At 40.8% G+C, this 16336-nt stretch carries 13 protein-coding genes; 3 read left to right on the forward strand and 10 right to left on the reverse strand.

The window, feature by feature from the left end; all coding sequences use genetic code 11:
* Positions 1 to 245: 245 nt before the first annotated feature.
* Together OC25_RS10925 and OC25_RS10930 are read right to left on the reverse strand one after the other, a co-directional pair.
* The gene (locus tag OC25_RS10925; protein WP_039475667.1) at positions 246 to 2780 is read right to left on the reverse strand and encodes an ABC transporter permease; all 2535 of its coding nucleotides are present in this window, start codon (positions 2778 to 2780) and stop codon (positions 246 to 248) included.
* Positions 2773 to 3462 carry an ABC transporter ATP-binding protein gene (locus OC25_RS10930; RefSeq protein WP_039475668.1) on the reverse strand — a complete coding sequence of 230 codons (690 nt, stop codon included), beginning with the start codon at positions 3460 to 3462 and terminating at the stop codon, positions 2773 to 2775. Before OC25_RS10930 ends, OC25_RS10925 begins: the two co-directional genes overlap by 8 nt.
* A gap of 100 nt (positions 3463 to 3562) precedes the next feature.
* Here OC25_RS10930 and OC25_RS10935 point away from each other — a divergent pair, with 100 nt between their 5' ends.
* Complete coding sequence (locus OC25_RS10935; protein WP_039475669.1) at positions 3563 to 4246, forward strand: arylesterase; 684 nt, start codon at positions 3563 to 3565, stop codon at positions 4244 to 4246.
* A gap of 452 nt (positions 4247 to 4698) precedes the next feature.
* On the opposite strand, the gene OC25_RS10940 is transcribed toward OC25_RS10935, so the two are convergent.
* Both OC25_RS10940 and OC25_RS10945 read right to left on the reverse strand, forming a co-directional pair.
* Positions 4699 to 6492: a cytochrome-c peroxidase gene (locus OC25_RS10940; RefSeq protein ID WP_052266138.1), complete on the reverse strand. Its 1794-nt coding sequence runs from the start codon at positions 6490 to 6492 to the stop codon at positions 4699 to 4701.
* Positions 6493 to 6566: 74 nt separating this feature from the next.
* Positions 6567 to 8057 (reverse strand): PhoX family protein, encoded by a 1491-nt coding sequence (locus OC25_RS10945; protein ID WP_082018579.1) that lies wholly within the window; start codon positions 8055 to 8057, stop codon positions 6567 to 6569.
* 225 nt (positions 8058 to 8282) lie between these two features.
* Here OC25_RS10945 and OC25_RS10950 point away from each other — a divergent pair, with 225 nt between their 5' ends.
* Positions 8283 to 9791 (forward strand): S41 family peptidase, encoded by a 1509-nt coding sequence (locus OC25_RS10950; RefSeq protein ID WP_039475670.1) that lies wholly within the window; start codon positions 8283 to 8285, stop codon positions 9789 to 9791.
* 32 nt (positions 9792 to 9823) lie between these two features.
* Here the strand turns inward: OC25_RS10950 and OC25_RS26885 are convergent, their stop codons facing one another.
* The 6 genes from OC25_RS26885 to OC25_RS10980 all read right to left on the reverse strand — a co-directional run bounded on the left by OC25_RS26885 (position 9824) and on the right by OC25_RS10980 (position 13620).
* Complete coding sequence (locus tag OC25_RS26885) at positions 9824 to 10711, reverse strand: hypothetical protein (RefSeq protein WP_052266139.1); 888 nt, start codon at positions 10709 to 10711, stop codon at positions 9824 to 9826.
* Positions 10711 to 11703: a hypothetical protein gene (locus OC25_RS10960; RefSeq protein WP_039475672.1), complete on the reverse strand. Its 993-nt coding sequence runs from the start codon at positions 11701 to 11703 to the stop codon at positions 10711 to 10713. The genes OC25_RS26885 and OC25_RS10960 overlap by 1 nt, the downstream gene beginning before the upstream one ends.
* Before the next feature lie 11 nt (positions 11704 to 11714).
* Positions 11715 to 11999 carry a hypothetical protein gene (locus OC25_RS10965; RefSeq protein WP_156131451.1) on the reverse strand — a complete coding sequence of 95 codons (285 nt, stop codon included), beginning with the start codon at positions 11997 to 11999 and terminating at the stop codon, positions 11715 to 11717.
* 145 nt (positions 12000 to 12144) lie between these two features.
* Positions 12145 to 12708 carry a hypothetical protein gene (locus tag OC25_RS10970; RefSeq protein ID WP_052266140.1) on the reverse strand — a complete coding sequence of 188 codons (564 nt, stop codon included), beginning with the start codon at positions 12706 to 12708 and terminating at the stop codon, positions 12145 to 12147.
* A gap of 47 nt (positions 12709 to 12755) precedes the next feature.
* Positions 12756 to 13286 (reverse strand): hypothetical protein, encoded by a 531-nt coding sequence (locus OC25_RS10975; protein WP_039475677.1) that lies wholly within the window; start codon positions 13284 to 13286, stop codon positions 12756 to 12758.
* Between the two features lie 10 nt (positions 13287 to 13296).
* Complete coding sequence (locus OC25_RS10980; protein WP_039475679.1) at positions 13297 to 13620, reverse strand: magnetosome magnetite crystal formation protein family; 324 nt, start codon at positions 13618 to 13620, stop codon at positions 13297 to 13299.
* Between the two features lie 229 nt (positions 13621 to 13849).
* On the opposite strand from OC25_RS10980, the gene OC25_RS10985 reads away from it, so the two are divergent.
* On the forward strand, positions 13850 to 15709 hold the full coding sequence (locus OC25_RS10985; RefSeq protein WP_052266141.1) for a helix-turn-helix transcriptional regulator: 1860 nt from the start codon (positions 13850 to 13852) through the stop codon (positions 15707 to 15709).
* Positions 15710 to 16336 lie beyond the last annotated feature (627 nt).

Consider the following 16336-nt stretch of genomic DNA (forward strand, 5'->3'; position numbering starts at 1 on the left):
TGGTGTTTTTCTCTATGCACGCTGTGGTTAAATCTAACTGAACTTTAGCCACGGATGCACAGAAAACACAGAAAAGTATTATGCAATTAGCTTTGTGCCCTTGGTGTTTTTCTCTATGCACTCTGTGGTTAAACATACCTGCTTTTTGCCACGGATGCACGGAAAGCACAGAAAAATATGATGCAATTAGCTTTGCTTCCTTAGCGCCTGCCTTTGCGTGCTTTGCGGTTAAACCAGCACTACGCTTACCCACCCGTTCGTAAAATCTTTAAAGGTGGCTGTTTCAGGATGCTTCTTGTGCTTAAAACCCCTGTAATTACTACTAATAACACAATCGAACCAAATAATAACAGCGTTGGCCAGAATGGCGGTATAAATGCTGCATCGAAACTAAATTTAGCCAGTGTCCAGCTTCCAACCAGTGACAGGATTAATCCGGCACCCGCTGCAAAGGCTCCTAAAAAGAAATATTCAATCGCATTAATCCGGATGATCTGCTTACTGCTGGCACCCATAGTGCGCAGTAAAATACTTTCTTTTATCCGCTGGTTTTTACTGGTTAAAACCGAAGAAATCAGCACAATCCAACCGGTTACCATACTAAATCCTGCCATAAACTGGATAACGAAACCGATCTTGCCCAAAAGTTCGTCGAGCAGTTTTAGAACCAGGTCTAAATCAATAACCGAAACATTGGGGAATTGCTGTACTACTTCGCCCTGAAAACGTGCAGAAACTTCGCTTGATGGTACCCTGGTCATCAGCACATGAAATTGTGGCGCCTCTTCTAAAACACCTGCCGGAAAAACAACCCTGAAATTGGTTTGCATCCTGCTCCAGTTTACTTCTCTTAAGCTCCCCACTACAGTCGGGATCATCATACCCTGCACATTGAAAAGAATTTTGTCATTTAAACCTACCTTAATTTGTTGAGCATACCGCTGATCGAGCGAAATGTAGACTGTTTTACCAGCTTTTACACTTCCAGTCCATTTGCCCGCAGTAATTTTTTCAGCTACAGTTAGGGTATCCTGATAGGTAGCCCTGATTTCGTTGCGGTAGGCCCTGCGGTTATTGGTATCAGCAGTCGATTTTTTGCCATTAATTTCTTCAATACGCATGGTGATTACCGGTACCTGGTTCATTAAGGGTAATTTAAAGGCCTTTGTTAAGCTATCTAAACCTTCTTTTTGTGTATTCTGGATATCGAACATTACCATGTTGGGTTGATTACTGCCTGACGACAGGCTAACGCGATTCATTAAAATACCTTGTACAAAAAATAAAGTGCAGATAAAAGTTGTAGAAAGGCCAATGGAAACCGTCAACATCAAAGTTTGGTTGTTGGGGCGGTATAGGTTTGCAAAGCCCTGGCGCCACAAATAACTAGCTGTTCCCGGTAGTAACTTCCTAACCATAAACATCAGCAGTTTAGATAAGATCAGGAGTAAAATAAAGGCAATGGCGATACTGATGGTAAAAAACAGGGTTTGTATCCAGGTTTTCATCTGTAAATGTGTAAAACCTGCAATAAAGGCTGCCATGAGCAGATATATCAACCACAACAGGGGATCGCGGCGACCCCTGCTTTTTTCGAAGGAAACCCGGATGGCATTAAGGGGCGAAATTTTCCTTACCGCTAAAAGTGAGGGTAGGGCAAACAGGACAGATATGATCAGCCCGAGCAAAATGCCCTGACCAACAGCTGACCAGGAAACCTGCATGGTAATTTCGATGGGTAGAAAATCTTTCAGCACCCAGGGAAGCAAAAATTGAATAGCCGTACCCAGCACGGCCCCGATAACTGCTGCAATTAAACCAATAAAAAAGACCTGGATCAGGTAAATGAAAAAGGCATGACGCGCTTTTAAACCCAGGCAACGTAAGGTAGCAATGGCTGCCAGTTTTTCTTGAATATATACTTGTATGGCACTACCAACACCTATGCAGCCCAATAATAAGGCAATAAAACCCGATAAAGCCAAAAAGCGGTTTACATCTTTGAATGATCTGCCGGTTTGTTCTTTTTTTGATTCGACAGTTTCGGCATCATAGCCTTCTTTTTCGAGTTTGCTATCGTGTTTTTTTACCCATTCATCAACTTTTGATGGATCGTTAAACTTAAAGTAAAACTTATGGTTAATCCGGCTTCCGGTTTTAATCAGATTGGTTTTTTCGAGGTATTGTAGCGGAATGTAAACAGTGGGGGCAATGCTGGCCGAAATACCCGTTTGGCCGGGCGCCTTGTTTAGTGTACCCAGGATTTTAAAATTAAGGTCGCCTACCTTTACCGAGTCGCCCACCTTTGCGTTGAATTGAAGCATCAATGTTTTATCGACCAAAGCATTTCTGTCTGATTGGAAGTTTGTAGCTGCTGCTATGGGAGTAGTTTCGATGCTGCCATAGTAAGGATATTTTCCTTGCAGGGCTTTCATTTGTACCAAACGGCTACCGCCACCTTTCAGGAAATAAATCATGGAGGCAAACGTTTTCTCCTGCGAACGCTCATCGCCCAGGGTATCGAGCATATTGTTCATCACATTACTTACCCCTTTTCGGCTATCCAATACCAAATCGGCACCGGTTAGTTCTTTCGCCTGCGCATCGATATCTTTTTGCAGGTTATCCTTAAAGGAATAAACGGCTACTAATGCAGCAATGCCCAAAACAATGGCAGAAATAAAAAGCAACAAACGCGAACGGTTTTTGCGGCTATCCCGCCAGGCCATTTTAAGGAGCCATGAAAGTTTAATGCGCTGTTTGGGGATGGTGTTAAGCATAAGTCGGGTTTTCGTCTGAGAGGATTACGCCACCTTTAATTTTGATGGTTCTTGCCGTCCGTGCTGCCAGTTCAAGATCGTGGGTTACGATGATTAAGGTTGTACCAGCATCTTTATTTAAATCGAAAAGCAGTTTAATTACTTTTTCGCTCGTTTCGGCATCCAGGTTTCCGGTAGGCTCGTCGGCAAAAAGAATGGCCGGTTGATTTGAAAAAGCCCTGGCCAGCGAAACCCTTTGCTGTTCTCCACCCGATAATTGTACGGGATAGTGATGTGCACGATCAGCCAATCCAACTTTATCCAGTAGCTCTAAAGCATGTGCCTTTATGTTTTTTGCGCCCCTTAATTCCATAGGAACCATTACATTTTCTAATGCTGTGAGTGTAGGCAGTAACTGGAAATTCTGGAAAATGAAGCCAACATATTGGTTCCTTACGGCTGCGCGTTCATCTTCGTCTAATTTTTCGAGGGCAACGCCATTAAGTTCTACCGTGCCGGTGCTGGCCCGATCAAGCCCTGCACATAAACCGAGTAAGGTTGTTTTTCCACTTCCCGATGGACCGGTAATGGCAACGGTTGAGCCTGGTGTGATTGAAAAATTAATTTGATCGAGAACTGTTAATTCGCGTCCGGCACTTTGGTAAATTTTGCTTACATTTCGGATGTTCAATATGCTTTCCAATAGCTGATTTTTTTAGGGTTTGCGTATAGATTGTTGCCAAACATAATAGGCTCTTGCCTGTTAAGATAATGTTTTATAATTAGATATACACCGGTTAAATATGTTACGAAAACGCATAATAGGCTTATTTGTTTTGGGAATTGTCCTACTGGGCTGCGGTAACGGACAAAGCAAAAGCGATAAGGATAAAACTTTAGATTCAACTGACCAAAAAGCTGTTGTGGTAAATCAGCAGGAAAAGAATATTCTCTTTTTTGGGACCAGCTTAACAGCCGGTATGGGGCTCGATCCATCGGAAGCTTTTCCTGCTTTGATTCAGAATAGAATAGATTCTTTAAAATTACCCTACAAAGTAATTAATGGTGGCTTGAGCGGTGAAACTTCTGCAGGCGGTAAGGGAAGGATTGATTGGTTATTGAAACAGCCGGTATCAATCTTTGTACTCGAACTCGGCGCTAACGATGGTTTAAGGGGATTGCCAGTTGCGCAAACCACTAAAAATCTGCAGGATATTGTAGACCGGGTAAAAGCAAAATATCCTGATGCCAAGCTGGTATTGGCCGGTATGCAGGTGCCACCAAATATGGGTGCTAAATATGCAGCCGATTTTAAAAATATATTTCCAGAGCTGGCTAAGAAAAATAATATGGCGCTGATTCCGTTTTTGCTCGATAAGGTAGGCGGCATACCTAAATTAAACCAGGCCGATGGTATTCATCCAACAGCAGAAGGAGATAAGATTTTGGCCGAAAATGTTTGGGTGGTGCTGAAAGATTTACTGTAATTTTTTAACCGCCAGTTTTTTACCGCAAAGGGCACCAAGAGGAGGCGCAAAGCACGCTAAGTTATAAAATAATACTCCGTGGGTTCTGTGTTTCCGTGGCAAGAGCACATTGCTTGTTTAACCACAGAGCAAACAGAGAAAAGCACAGAGGCCATTGAGACCTGTAGTATTTGTGTTAAAGATTTTGTGCCTTGGTGTCTTTGTGGTAATAAAATACTCCATGTGTTTTGTGCCCCCGTGGCAAAAATAACCCACAGCCTTTTTTAACCACAGAGTGCATGCTGAAATAAAGATTGTAAATTCAACATCAGGAGTCATAAATATAATTAGCAGAGCTATACACCCAGCTTTGCGTTTCTCTGCGAAACCTTCGCGTCCTTTGCGGTTAAAGTAAAAATGCTCTGTCTACTCTGTGAAAACTCCGTTTCTCTGTGGTAAAAAAAACAATCAGACTAAGGCAAATCCTCAAGCGCACCTAAAAAGGCAATAATCTGTTTAATCTCCGTTTTGCTTAAATTCAGTTTATCGGCAGATAAAGTTTGGTTATCTACTTTTATCCCCATTCCTGCCCCTCCGCCGCGATTATAAAAATCCATAACCTCTTCCAGCGTTTTGTAAACGCCATTGTGCATGTAAGGTGCTGTTTTGGTAATGTTTCTTAAAGTCGAAGTTTTAAAGGCATGTTTGTATTGCGGGTAATTGTAAAGTGCATAACGACCCAGGTCGCTGTCTAATTGCGGCTTAATGGTATCAGGAGTTGCAGGTACACCCAAAACTTCTGCTTCGCTTTTATTGAAAAGGGGAGCCGGAGTACCGTTAAAAAGCGGTGCAAAATGACAACTGCCGCATTTAGCCTTACCCATAAATAAGTTGAAACCTTGTTTTTCGTCAGTACTCAGTTGTTTCTGGTCTCCTTGCATATAGCGGTCAAATCTGGAGCTAAAAGGGGATAACGACCGGATATAAGAGGCTAATGCATGTTGAATCTTCCAGGGGTCGGCTTTGCCAGTTTTATCCTGATAGGCTTTTTGAAATAAGGTTTGATAACTTTTGGAAGCGTTGATGCGCTCTGCTGCTTGCGTAAGCGACCCGTTCATTTCCTGTTTGTGGTGTACCACATCCAGGGCCTGATCTTCTAAGGTGCCGGCTTTTAAATCGTAAAAGAAACCACGTTGTAAACCCGCATAGCTTAGTGTCGGGGTGTTCCTCAACAAAGTTTCCCCTGTTTTAATTCCGGTTGGTTTTACTAAACCATCGGTAAAGGCCTTTGCCTGGTGATGACAACTGGTACAGCTGCGGTTACCGCCGTTAGAAAGTACAGGGTCGTTAAATAAGGTTTTGCCCAAAGCAATTTTAGCATCGCTGATAAACAAAGTGCTGTTACCCACGAATTTATTTACATTAAAAGCATTTGGCTCAAACATGTTTACAGCTTCATCGCGCAATGCAGAGCCACTTGCAGCAGTTGTTATATTTTTTTTCAACCGGACTGCGTTGATTTTTTTACTGATTGGATCGAGGTATTGCGTAATAAAAGTTAGCCGGTTAAAAGTGTTAAAATCGGAGTTTTTATCCAGATAGGTAATAGCGGAAGAAATTGTTTGATCTGTTACTTTTCCCTCATATTTCTCCAGTACACCCTCAATTCCATTTAAAGCAGCAGCGGTTTCAGGAATTGACTGTAAAGCATTTGGTGTGTCGAAGCCGGTAATGCCCAGGCTGGTAATCCTGAAAATTTCTAAACGGATCGCGTCAAAGAGCTGGGCGTCGGTAAGCTGGTATTGCGCATTAAAGCGACTAACTCTTTGCAGGTTGAGCTGCATTTTCTTTACCTCATTTAATAATTCAAGCCGGTTTTCTTTTGTTGGACTCTCGTAAATAATTTCTTCCATTACCTGAAACCCTGTTGGGTTCTCGATCAGGTTTTCGCCCAGTTCAATTTCGTCAATGGGCGCCCCGTTAAGCATTACTGCAGTAGATGGAAAAAAATATTCGATATAATATTCCAGTTCCTTGTACTTAGCCCTTGCCAGTAAAAAAGATTGTTTAATAGCTTTTTCATTTTGGTTTTGAGCAGCCTTAAATAATTTTTGATCAATAATGCTTTGAAATTCAGTTAGCTGCCTATCGAAATCTGCTTTAACCTGTTCTGCACTCGTTTTAGTTTCTGTTTTACAGAAAATAGACAACAGTGTAGTCAGGGTGATTAATGAGGCAAAAAAGGCAATTTTGTTAAGCGCAGGCATGTTTGGGTAGAGTTGAAATAAAATAGAAAAATCCCTTCCAGCTGTTGCTGAAAGGGATAGGAAAGCATTTTGGATTATTTAGAAACGCCGCGAACAATTACTACTTGTCCACCTTCGTTGTTGTTAACCAATCTGGTTGTACCACCATCGGCATTTTTGTACTTATCATTTGTCCAGGTGTGCGGGTGTAAATTCACCACAAAAGTATCCGGAATACCGGTTAAAGCAGAGATATCGTACATGGCACCATATTCCCAGCTGCTTAATTGCGTATTGTTTGATGGGTTGTATTTTGCATTAAACGTAGCGTCCGTTCTGCGGTGGTTCATCTGCAGCATCGGCTTTAACGATTTCGAAGCCATTGCAAACTGCCAGATCGTTCCATCGTGATCATTGTTTTTGTAAAATGAATCGCCATCTTCCTGAATGTATACGTAGTTTTCGGTAACGCAAAGGTTATCAGGGTTTACAATGCTTTTTCCAGGGTTGTCGTTTCCATCAACCGCAACTTCCAGTTTACCTTTTAAAGGGTTGCTTGCATCCAATACCAGCTTGTATACACGGCCCCACATGGTTTTACCACTTACAGGTGTAATTTTATCGCCCTGGCTCACGCCGGTAGCAGTAAAGTATATTTCGCGTCCGTTTGCAGCGCTGCCTTTCCTGTAGTCGATATCTTCTACGCGCGCCAACATTAAGGCTTTTTTATCAATAGTTTGCTGTTGTAACTGGGCACCGGTACTGCTTTTTACATTATCAAGCTCTACAAATTCTACGTCGTAGCTTTGTCCTTTATCCATATTGGTTTCAATCGGATCGTTATTGCTGCGTTTCATCACATATAACTTGCCGTTTTCCAAATCGCCTTGTGTATTAGATACATACATAGCCAATTGTCCGTCACTTTCGTCTTCGCCGATCATGATTACCGTTTTACCTGCAAACGCTCCTTTAGGAAGTGGCACTGCATTTTCTGCACTCCATCTGCCCAAAGCACTAACGGTTCTTTGTTTGTTTTTTTTATCGGCTGCTGCAAGCGGATCGATGGCGTGAATCATCGATTCTGCACCGCTTTCGCCGGCAGTTAAGAAAACTGGTTTAGGAAAACCGTGTTCTTCGGGGGTAGCAAGCGTTGCAGAGCAAAGACGGGTCATACCGCCATCCGAATCAACAATGTATTCGCCCTTTACCGGTTTAAAGTTTTTATCCAGGTATACACGCGATACCGACTGAAGAATTTCATGGTTGTTGATCATGATGAAACCTTCGCCAGAAGGGTTTTTAATGATTCCGGCACCATCAGGTTGCGCACCAAAAATGAAGTTTGGTGATTCGGGTAATACATCATCCGAACTGATTAAGGTGGTAATGTTCAGGTTCTCGAAACCGGGCATTGCTTTTACCAGCGAAGGGTTTACCGAGTAATCTTTTAATGTAACCGGGGTAGTGGTTTCAGGTGTTTCCGGCTCATTGTTCTTTTTACAGGCACTGATTACAACTGCCGAGGTAACGAATGCGGCCACAGCAAGGGCCAAAGCCTTTTGCTTTAAGAGTGTTTTGTTCATAAGTTTTGTTTTCCGTTTGCGCAAAATTACATGGGCTATGTTGCGAAAAATTAAAGCTTATGTTAAGCTAAACTGCATTTCGTTATTTAGAATGGTTCTGTTATAATGGTCAAATACATTGCTTTTTGTCTGTGAAATATAAAGTGTTAAATATGTAACCATATTCAAGCGAAATTTTGGTTAAGCTCTAACTTACAGTATATTGTATGCCTGTAATCCCCTGCCATGAAAGCACCTTTATCAAAATTATTGATTCCATTATTGATCGCTATTGCCTCTGGTTGTGGCGGTAATGCATCCCATCAGGAAAGTCATTCAATGTTTGCTGATACATTAGCCAAAAATATGCTTACAGTAAATAGCATGCAAAAGGATTTGACTGTGTTGTGGGCTGCCATTAAGGAATTGCACCCAGGTTACGGTTTTTATACACCAACAGCTCAATTACAGCAAGCTTATCGAAATGTTTACGATGGCTTGAAAACACCGCTTTCAGAAAGTCAGTTTATGGATGCCGTTTATCCCTTTTTATGCCAGTTAAGGTGTGGGCATACCCAGTTAAAACATTCGGCAAATTACAAACCGACGGCAAACGAAAAGCTACCGCATTTGCCTTTTTATGTACTGATACAGCAGCACAAGGTGTGGATTACTACCCATCAGGCACCTGAGCTCCATACCGGAGATGAGCTTATGGAGATGAACGGTATTCCTGTTTCCCAAATGGTTGATCATGGGTATAACCTATATTGTGGCGATGGCTATAACGAAACCTTTAAAGAGTTGTTTTTAAGCGAATACGATGGCTTTGAAGATGTTTGCAATAAATACTATCACTGGCAACCACCGTATCAACTTAAGCTTCGTACCAGTAAAGGTGAGTTGAAAGTAATAAAAGTTGATGCAGCTGAAAATGGAAAGGAATTACAAGCCGAACCACAGCAAACCGTTGATAATTTTGTTGGTTGGACTGTGGCTGCAGAAATTGAAAATTCACGCTTACGCTTTCAAAAAAAATCATCAACGGCCTGGTTTCAGGTAACTCCATTTGCCTATACTGATAGTACTCTATATCAAAAAGCTTTTGCGTTGATTAAACAAGAAGAGATTAGAAACCTGGTGCTGGATGTACGGCACAATACCGGTGGCGATATCAGGGTGGCAACCCGCTTGCTTGCTTACCTGGCTGACGGTGATTTCAATATTGTTGCTGAAGTAAAGTCGAGATTTACCGACCCTGCAGCCAGCCCCTTTGCCCAATACTTTGATGCTGAAATAACCAAAGGTTTTAAGGATGGATTTAAAGTAGAAGGTAAGTCAGGCGAGTGGCATCATGTAACCGTTACGCCTGAGTTTGGGCAACTCTACGGGCCATTTAACCCTGTTAAAAAGAATCACTTTGATGGCAAACTGATTGTGCTGATTGATGGCGCTACTTTTTCATCGGGTGCACTTTTTACAGCAGCATTGAAGGCACAAAATAAAAATGTTAAGTTTATTGGAAGAGAAACAGCAGGTTCAGAGGAGGGGTGCAATGGTATGACCGTGCAGCGCTTAACGTTGCCAAATAGTAAAATTATAGTCGATTTTCCGTGGATGCGTGTTGTTTCGGTAGCTAAACAAGCAAGTCGTGGGCGAGGCATAATACCTGATTACATCATTAATTACACTCCGCAGGATGTGGTGAGTAATAATGATCTGGATTTGAAAAAGGCCATGAGTTTGGTAAGATAACCTGGGGTAGAAGAAAAAAATGGAATTGTGAATTACAACTCCTGCCTAAAACTTTTAAGCGATCCATCGTTGTTAAACTGTATATCATAACGCACCCGGTTACCGGTTATGGTACCAGGAAACCAACGCATACCACCATCCCAAATGGAAATATAGACGGTAGCCGTGGGCGCTGCACCTTCAACCTGAGCTGCTTTCTCATTGTAGGTGCTAACTACTTTAAGCGCATCGGCAAAATTGATTTTACTTAAAGGAAAGATCCTCCGCGGTATATTTCTGGCTAATACAGCTTTAGGTGCCGACCACTTTCCATGCTGATACCGGTATGCATCTACATATGCTGGGTTGGCAGGCTGCTGAAGTGCAAGGTTAACAGATCCATCCTGGTAAAAGTGTACAGACTCATATAAAAATATCTCTTTACCTTGGTATTGCGGAAGCTGTTTCAATTTTTCTTGTGCCGCGGCTAGTTCGCTTGCAGTTAGTATCCCTTTTCTGCCTTTTTTTGAAGTTTTTTCTTCGGGCTGATTTTTTAGTCCGATGTGCGGCAGATTCATTTCTTTTAAAAAGTCATTTACCCGGTTTTGCATGGCCTTTGCAGCCTTAGGCGATTGTTTTTGTTTGAGTTTCTCAATATCCTCGAAAAGTAATTTTGCTTTACTTTCCATGTTAGTTGTAGTAATTGTATCACCATTTATAATTACAATTTTCTCCTGATGACGTAGCGTATCGGTAGTAATGTTTGTTTTAATTGTGCTGGTATACGCTCCATTGCTTGCAAAGTTGTGTTTCTGGTAGTAGGCCTTCACCAGCGAATCGTTGGGATGAAAAGTTTCATCAATGCTTTTACTGATATGTTGACAGCCCAGGCACAGTAAAGCTAACAGTATAATCAGAGAAATATGTTTTAAGTTTTTCATCAGAATTCTCCGTTAATTTCATTTAAATCCTGTGCAAATGCCACACGCTGCGGATTATCTTTCAGGTAAAAAATTGAAATATATTCCTGCTTCGTAATATCGAGTGCTAACAAGTCGATTACCTTTTTTATACTCACCTGGTGTTTCTGGTAGTGGTTATCGCGAAATTCCAGTTCAAATTCAATCATCGGCTGCTCGTTAATGTAGGTTCCGGTTTGTCTTGCAGCAAGGAGTTTCGCCTCGGTAGCTATGCCTTTAAATTTAATCAGAAATTTCTCGCTGGGTTTGCCTGATAATTTTCCTGCAATAAACGCCAGTAAAAACCGGTAAAACAAAAGTACTGCAGGGCAGATGAGTAAAGGATGGCCAATACTCATAAAACGCCAGCCCATACCTTCGCTTTCGGTCTGATAAGCGTAAATATAATAAGCCGCAACCGCACTTAAGAGCACGAGCCAGCCAAGAGAGGCGAGTAGGATAGTCATTTTACGGATACTGACTTCGGTAGACGCAAAAATGAAATAAGGAATCCGTTTAACTTCCGGATCAATCAGGATGCTGACGCGTTTACCCGCCTCATAGCGACGTTCGTAAGGTTTGGCATCGTTTACAGCTGTTTGATGGGTAATTTCACTATCGACCAGATTTTTAAATTGAATTTTGAGGTTGTAAGTATCGCAGCCAGGATAGGTATCTGGTATTTTTGTAGCTGCCAAAATTTTAGCTTCACGCGGTATACCTGTAGTGTTGAGGCGCTCAATATTGCGTTTTATTGCAAAGTTTACCAGCACCCATTTGTAGTAATAGCCAATTAACAGCGTTACCCAAAGTAAAATAGATAAAGTTACCAGGGCCAGCGAAATCAATGGATCATTTTCGATCGGATTGGGCATGCTTTCGCTCCTGATGTTGTAATACAGCAACATCGGAAAAGGGATGGCGAAAAATAACATAAACACCATCCAGAATATCGAAAATATGCGGCCCGTCATAGTGTTGGCTTTTAAAATTCTATTTCAGTATTTCCTTCATCATCCTCTTCCAGATAAAGCTTCCAATTCAGTGCCCGTGCTATTTGCATTAAGGGGCTGAGGTAAATCCCCTGATCAATTTCCTGACCTTTTGCACAAACAATAGCAATTAAGTTAATAGTGAGGAAATCTGTTTCCTTATCATTAAAATTTCCGTTTTTGCTATTTACCAGCGCGACATTTATCCAGGGAAAATGACTTGCATTTTTCAATTCATTATTTTTTGTCTTAACAAAGTATCCGGTTTGTAAAAACAAATTTATTGCAGCAACGGGATGTATGTTTTTGCTATAAGCGATATCGCTTTTTATCTGATAGTAATTATATCTGTCGCTCCACATATTTATGTTTCTTCTGCTAAAATGCCTGCTTCAACCTCGCTAATGACCATAGCTGCTGCCCTTAGTTCTTAAAATATTGTTGGAACCACCTGTCGAAATTTTCTTTATACTTTTCCTGTGCATTTTTAATGAGTTCATTGGGTACTTCAATTTTATTGAGCTTGTAATCTGCTTTTATCCATTCTAAATACCGATCCAGATCTTCACTTTGATAGTCGTCTTCTTCATCTTTATAGCAATAGGCTTCATCAAAATCCACCATGATTTCGGTATCGTAGGTAAGCAGATGCAGCAATTGTAAGATGTTTTCTGCCACTACATGTACGCCGCCTTCATCTCCAAAAACCACAACGGGCATCTGGTTTAAAGGTTTATCGCTCCCGTCGTTCCAGATAGTATAAAAAGAACCTGTACCGTTTGCCTGGGCAAAGGGAAATAACCGGGTTAAAAAATCTTCATCTTCGCTCCAGCTTTTCAATCCCCATTTGTTATCGATCAAAACACCAAAACCCTGCGCATAATTTTCGAAGGAAGAGATGTTATTTTGGAAATAAATTAGTTTTTCGAGTTCAACAGGGATTTCCTTCAGCCCCAGGTTTTCTTTAAAATTTGTTATGTTTATCATGATTGTTCAGTTAATGATCAAATCTTACATGGTTGAAATAACAATGGTTAAAAAGGCATCTCTTCTACTTCAATTTTATTGTCTTTAGCATATTTGGAGGCAAGTTTCCAAAGCTTGTTGTATTTGTCAATAAAAGCATTGTAGGGCTTATTGTCCAGACTTGTAAGCGCCTGGTTAATTTGTGCTTCAGGCTCATGCATATCAATCATTTTCGCTATTTCAAGATGTTCTGATTTATAACTTGTTAAAACATAGGAGTATAACGTAATTGAGGCCTCCAGCATTTGCCTTGTTTCGGTAGTTTGCTTAAGCTGTTTTACTTTTTCTAAATTAGTTTCAGCCCTTGAAATAGAATTTTTCAAATATTCTTCGCAGCTGGTCACTTTGCCGGAGCCACTGGTACTTTTAAGATATTTCTGGTAGCCTTCAAAGTAGTACGTACCAAAGCGCGATATGTCATTGGTATTTAATGCTGCCTGGTCGAAATATTCTTCAGGGCTGTTTTGCTGAAATTTACATGCGGTGGCAGTTAGTACCGCCACCATAAGCACATAAATTCTGATAGATTGGAGAGTCATACTTCTTTTATTAGCCTACAAAAGCAAATTTATTTTCAAAAGCCTTACCAATAAGGGGTAAAGGTTTTTCAACGCTGTTGGCTGCATTAATAATACCGATAATCCACAGGACGATAAATATATAACCCACTAAACCCAAAAAGGATAATGCAGGTACTGCCATGGCTACAGCAGTAAACACAATATTAAAAATGATACTCACTATACCCAGCCCCAGCGCTTGTCTTAAATGGTATTTGAGTAAACTGTCGGCTTTATCTTTCCCAATAAAATAAGCGACTAACCATCCGATGATGGTAATGTAAGAAATGATGGATAAGGTCTTGTTGTCCATGGTCTGATGTTTTTAAGTTTAAAAATGTTTAAGGCAAAGCTGGGGTAAATGGCCTTTTTTTGCAAAGTTTAACTGGCTACAGAGCATCTACAACTTAAAAAAGCGCGTCTACAATATATCTACAGTTTTGTTTAACGTATTGATTATTAGTTGTTTTTGATGGTGTTTTGTTTTTGCTTTTCGGCCAGATGTTTGCTTAAGCTATCATCTATATGGTTATTTTTACGATATGAAACCTACCGTTTTTAAAAACATACCCTTTTATGTAGGCAGCTTTATGTGCTGTTTAAGTCTGGCGAGGGCACAAACACCGGCCGATAGCAGCACTTTGTTTCGGCTTAGCGAGAAAGACCGCCCTGCATTACTTACCAAACTGGCCGAAAAGGACCGTACAGGAGGCAATTACGCAGCAGCTTTAGTTAAGGCCCAACAAAGTGCTGGCCTTGCTTTGAAACACAAGAATTATCTGGAAGCCACAAAGGCTTATTTAATGTTGGCAAATGTTTATGCCAATACCAAACAACTGGCTTTGGCTAAAAAAATGACCGATACCACATTGGTTATGGGGCAACTTGCACACCAGCCACTTGCTATGGCTTATGCCTGTTATGCGCAAGCCTTATTGTACAATGCGATTGATAATACCGAACTGGTAACCAAATATTGCCAGCAGGGACTTAAAGCTTTGGAGAAAACAGCCGATCCGTATCTTTCGGCTAAAATTTATTATCAGTTATATGCTTTAAATACACGTTGGGACAATGTGGCTAATGTAAACCGTTATGCCAAAGCAGCCACTGCAAATGCACTTCAGGCAAGTGATTATAATTTGTTAAGCAACTGTTATGTTGCGCTCTCGGTTGCAGCTGATTATAATTATACTGCTACCAAAAATGAGGTAATGCGTGATAGTATCATTTATTATTTAAACCGGGCTGAGCAACTTTATCAGCAACATGGGCAAGATGTGGCCCATAAAACCTATGCTATTGTGTGTATTAACAGTGCCGACTATTACGTAAGGTTTTTCCCTGAAACTGATAAGCAAGCGAAAAACCATGCTATCCGCTATGCTGGTATGGCCGAAGAAGTAATGCGCAATGCTGTTAACGGCGAAGAAATAAGGGCCAATAGTTTAGGTATTTTAAGCGAGTTTGCCAAAAGGGACAAGAATATGCCTATGGTGGAAGCTTATTTACAACAAGCTTATAGTATCATGAAAAGCCAGGAAACGCCATATTATCCTACACTGATTACCGTTGCAACAGGTCTGGCCGGCTTGTACGAACAACAGGGAGATTTTCAGAAAGCTTTGGTATTTCAGCAAAAAATAACCGAATACAATAAGAAGCTGTTTGATCAGAAACAGGTATTAAATGCACAGAAACTGGAAATACAATACGAGTCTGAAAAAAAAAACAATGAGGTTAAATTATTAAAGCAAAGCGAAAAATACGCCCGTCAGCAACAATATCTGTACATTGGCATTGCCATCGCTTCCTTGCTGGGCCTGGTATTTATGTTTCGATCCTATCATTTCAGGTTACGGTATTCCATTCAGCGCGAGCGTGAACTGGATTTAGAAAAACAAGAAGCAGAACTACAGGCCAGACTGGAGAAAGAAGAACAATCGCGGTTAAAAGCCGAGCAGCAGTTGTTGGAAAGCCAGCAACAGCAATTGCAGAAAGAAATGATGGCCAGTAAACTGCAGCTGGCGCATAAAAAAGAAATGCTTTTTCAGATCAAAGAGCGGCTGGGCACAAACAGTACACTTAACATTAATAAAATCTGGAACGAGGAACTGTTGCTTGATCATGATTTTGAGCAGGCTAAATTTCAAATACAGGAAGTTCATCCCGATTTCTTTACATTGCTTATTCAGCAGGCACAACAAAAACTCACTACGCTCGATTTAAAGCTTTGTGCCTACCTGCACCTGAATATGGATACCAAAAAAATAGCACAGATTCTGCACATCGAAGCCAAAAGTGTGCGCATGAGCCGGTACCGCATAAAACAAAAACTGGGCTTAAGTAAGGAAGACGATCTTAATATATTCTTGCAGCACATTGGTACCAAACAGGTTTAAACAAATCTTCTTTTAAATCGATGTTATTTAAGCTTACGATAACTTAGCAGCGCAAATAAAAAAGGATGCAGTTGATGAGAAACTGCATCCGTAGCTATAAGCTATTCAGGGCAACGCTGTACCCTGATCGTTTACCCATCCCGAGGTAAACTATCTCCAGAGCGAAGAATCTTAGATATTTTTTGTTGGCATTGCTGCTAAATCTTCCCTTTGTTTTTTAATTGGTAATAACCTAATAGCGCTCCTGCTATAACCAATATCCAGGTGCTGTCTATTTTAAATTGCATTGGGCTTGTTATTTTTCTGAATTCGGCTCAATGCCAGAATCATTGTTCCAAAACTATTGTAAAATCAAGATGCAGTCTATTTTTTTCTTGCCCATTGTTCATCCAAAATCATGGACGTATTTTTTTCACTGCTTATAGCCGGGTTTGTAGTGTGGAATTAAATATTTTAGAATTGTGGAAAAGCGTGGAATTATTTCCACACTTTTTTAATTCCTGATTTTAGACAAATAACGGAGCCTGAAAAAAATAAAGGCCCGAAACAGCTGTTATTTGCATTATTCAGTTAATAAATGAGATAATTACTGCGTAAAACTGTGCGTGTGTGGCTATTGGTGTAATT

Origin of the sequence: Pedobacter kyungheensis (genome assembly GCF_000812965.1) — a bacterium.
In the GTDB taxonomy this organism is placed as follows: domain Bacteria; phylum Bacteroidota; class Bacteroidia; order Sphingobacteriales; family Sphingobacteriaceae; genus Pedobacter; species Pedobacter kyungheensis.

Excerpts from the sequence above, each read along its gene's own strand:
- OC25_RS10975 (WP_039475677.1), bottom strand. The coding sequence starts at position 13,286 with ATGACTCTCCAATCTATCAGAATTTATGTGCTTATGGTGGCGGTACTA.
- OC25_RS10985 (WP_052266141.1), top strand. The coding sequence starts at position 13,850 with ATGAAACCTACCGTTTTTAAAAACATACCCTTTTATGTAGGCAGCTTT.
- OC25_RS10970 (WP_052266140.1), bottom strand. The coding sequence starts at position 12,708 with ATGATAAACATAACAAATTTTAAAGAAAACCTGGGGCTGAAGGAAATC.
- OC25_RS10940 (WP_052266138.1), bottom strand. The coding sequence starts at position 6,492 with ATGCCTGCGCTTAACAAAATTGCCTTTTTTGCCTCATTAATCACCCTG.
- OC25_RS10935 (WP_039475669.1), top strand. The coding sequence starts at position 3,563 with ATGTTACGAAAACGCATAATAGGCTTATTTGTTTTGGGAATTGTCCTA.
- OC25_RS10945 (WP_082018579.1), bottom strand. The coding sequence starts at position 8,057 with ATGAACAAAACACTCTTAAAGCAAAAGGCTTTGGCCCTTGCTGTGGCC.
- OC25_RS10950 (WP_039475670.1), top strand. The coding sequence starts at position 8,283 with ATGAAAGCACCTTTATCAAAATTATTGATTCCATTATTGATCGCTATT.
- OC25_RS10960 (WP_039475672.1), bottom strand. The coding sequence starts at position 11,703 with ATGACGGGCCGCATATTTTCGATATTCTGGATGGTGTTTATGTTATTT.
- OC25_RS10980 (WP_039475679.1), bottom strand. The coding sequence starts at position 13,620 with ATGGACAACAAGACCTTATCCATCATTTCTTACATTACCATCATCGGA.
- OC25_RS10925 (WP_039475667.1), bottom strand. The coding sequence starts at position 2,780 with ATGCTTAACACCATCCCCAAACAGCGCATTAAACTTTCATGGCTCCTT.
- OC25_RS26885 (WP_052266139.1), bottom strand. The coding sequence starts at position 10,711 with ATGAAAAACTTAAAACATATTTCTCTGATTATACTGTTAGCTTTACTG.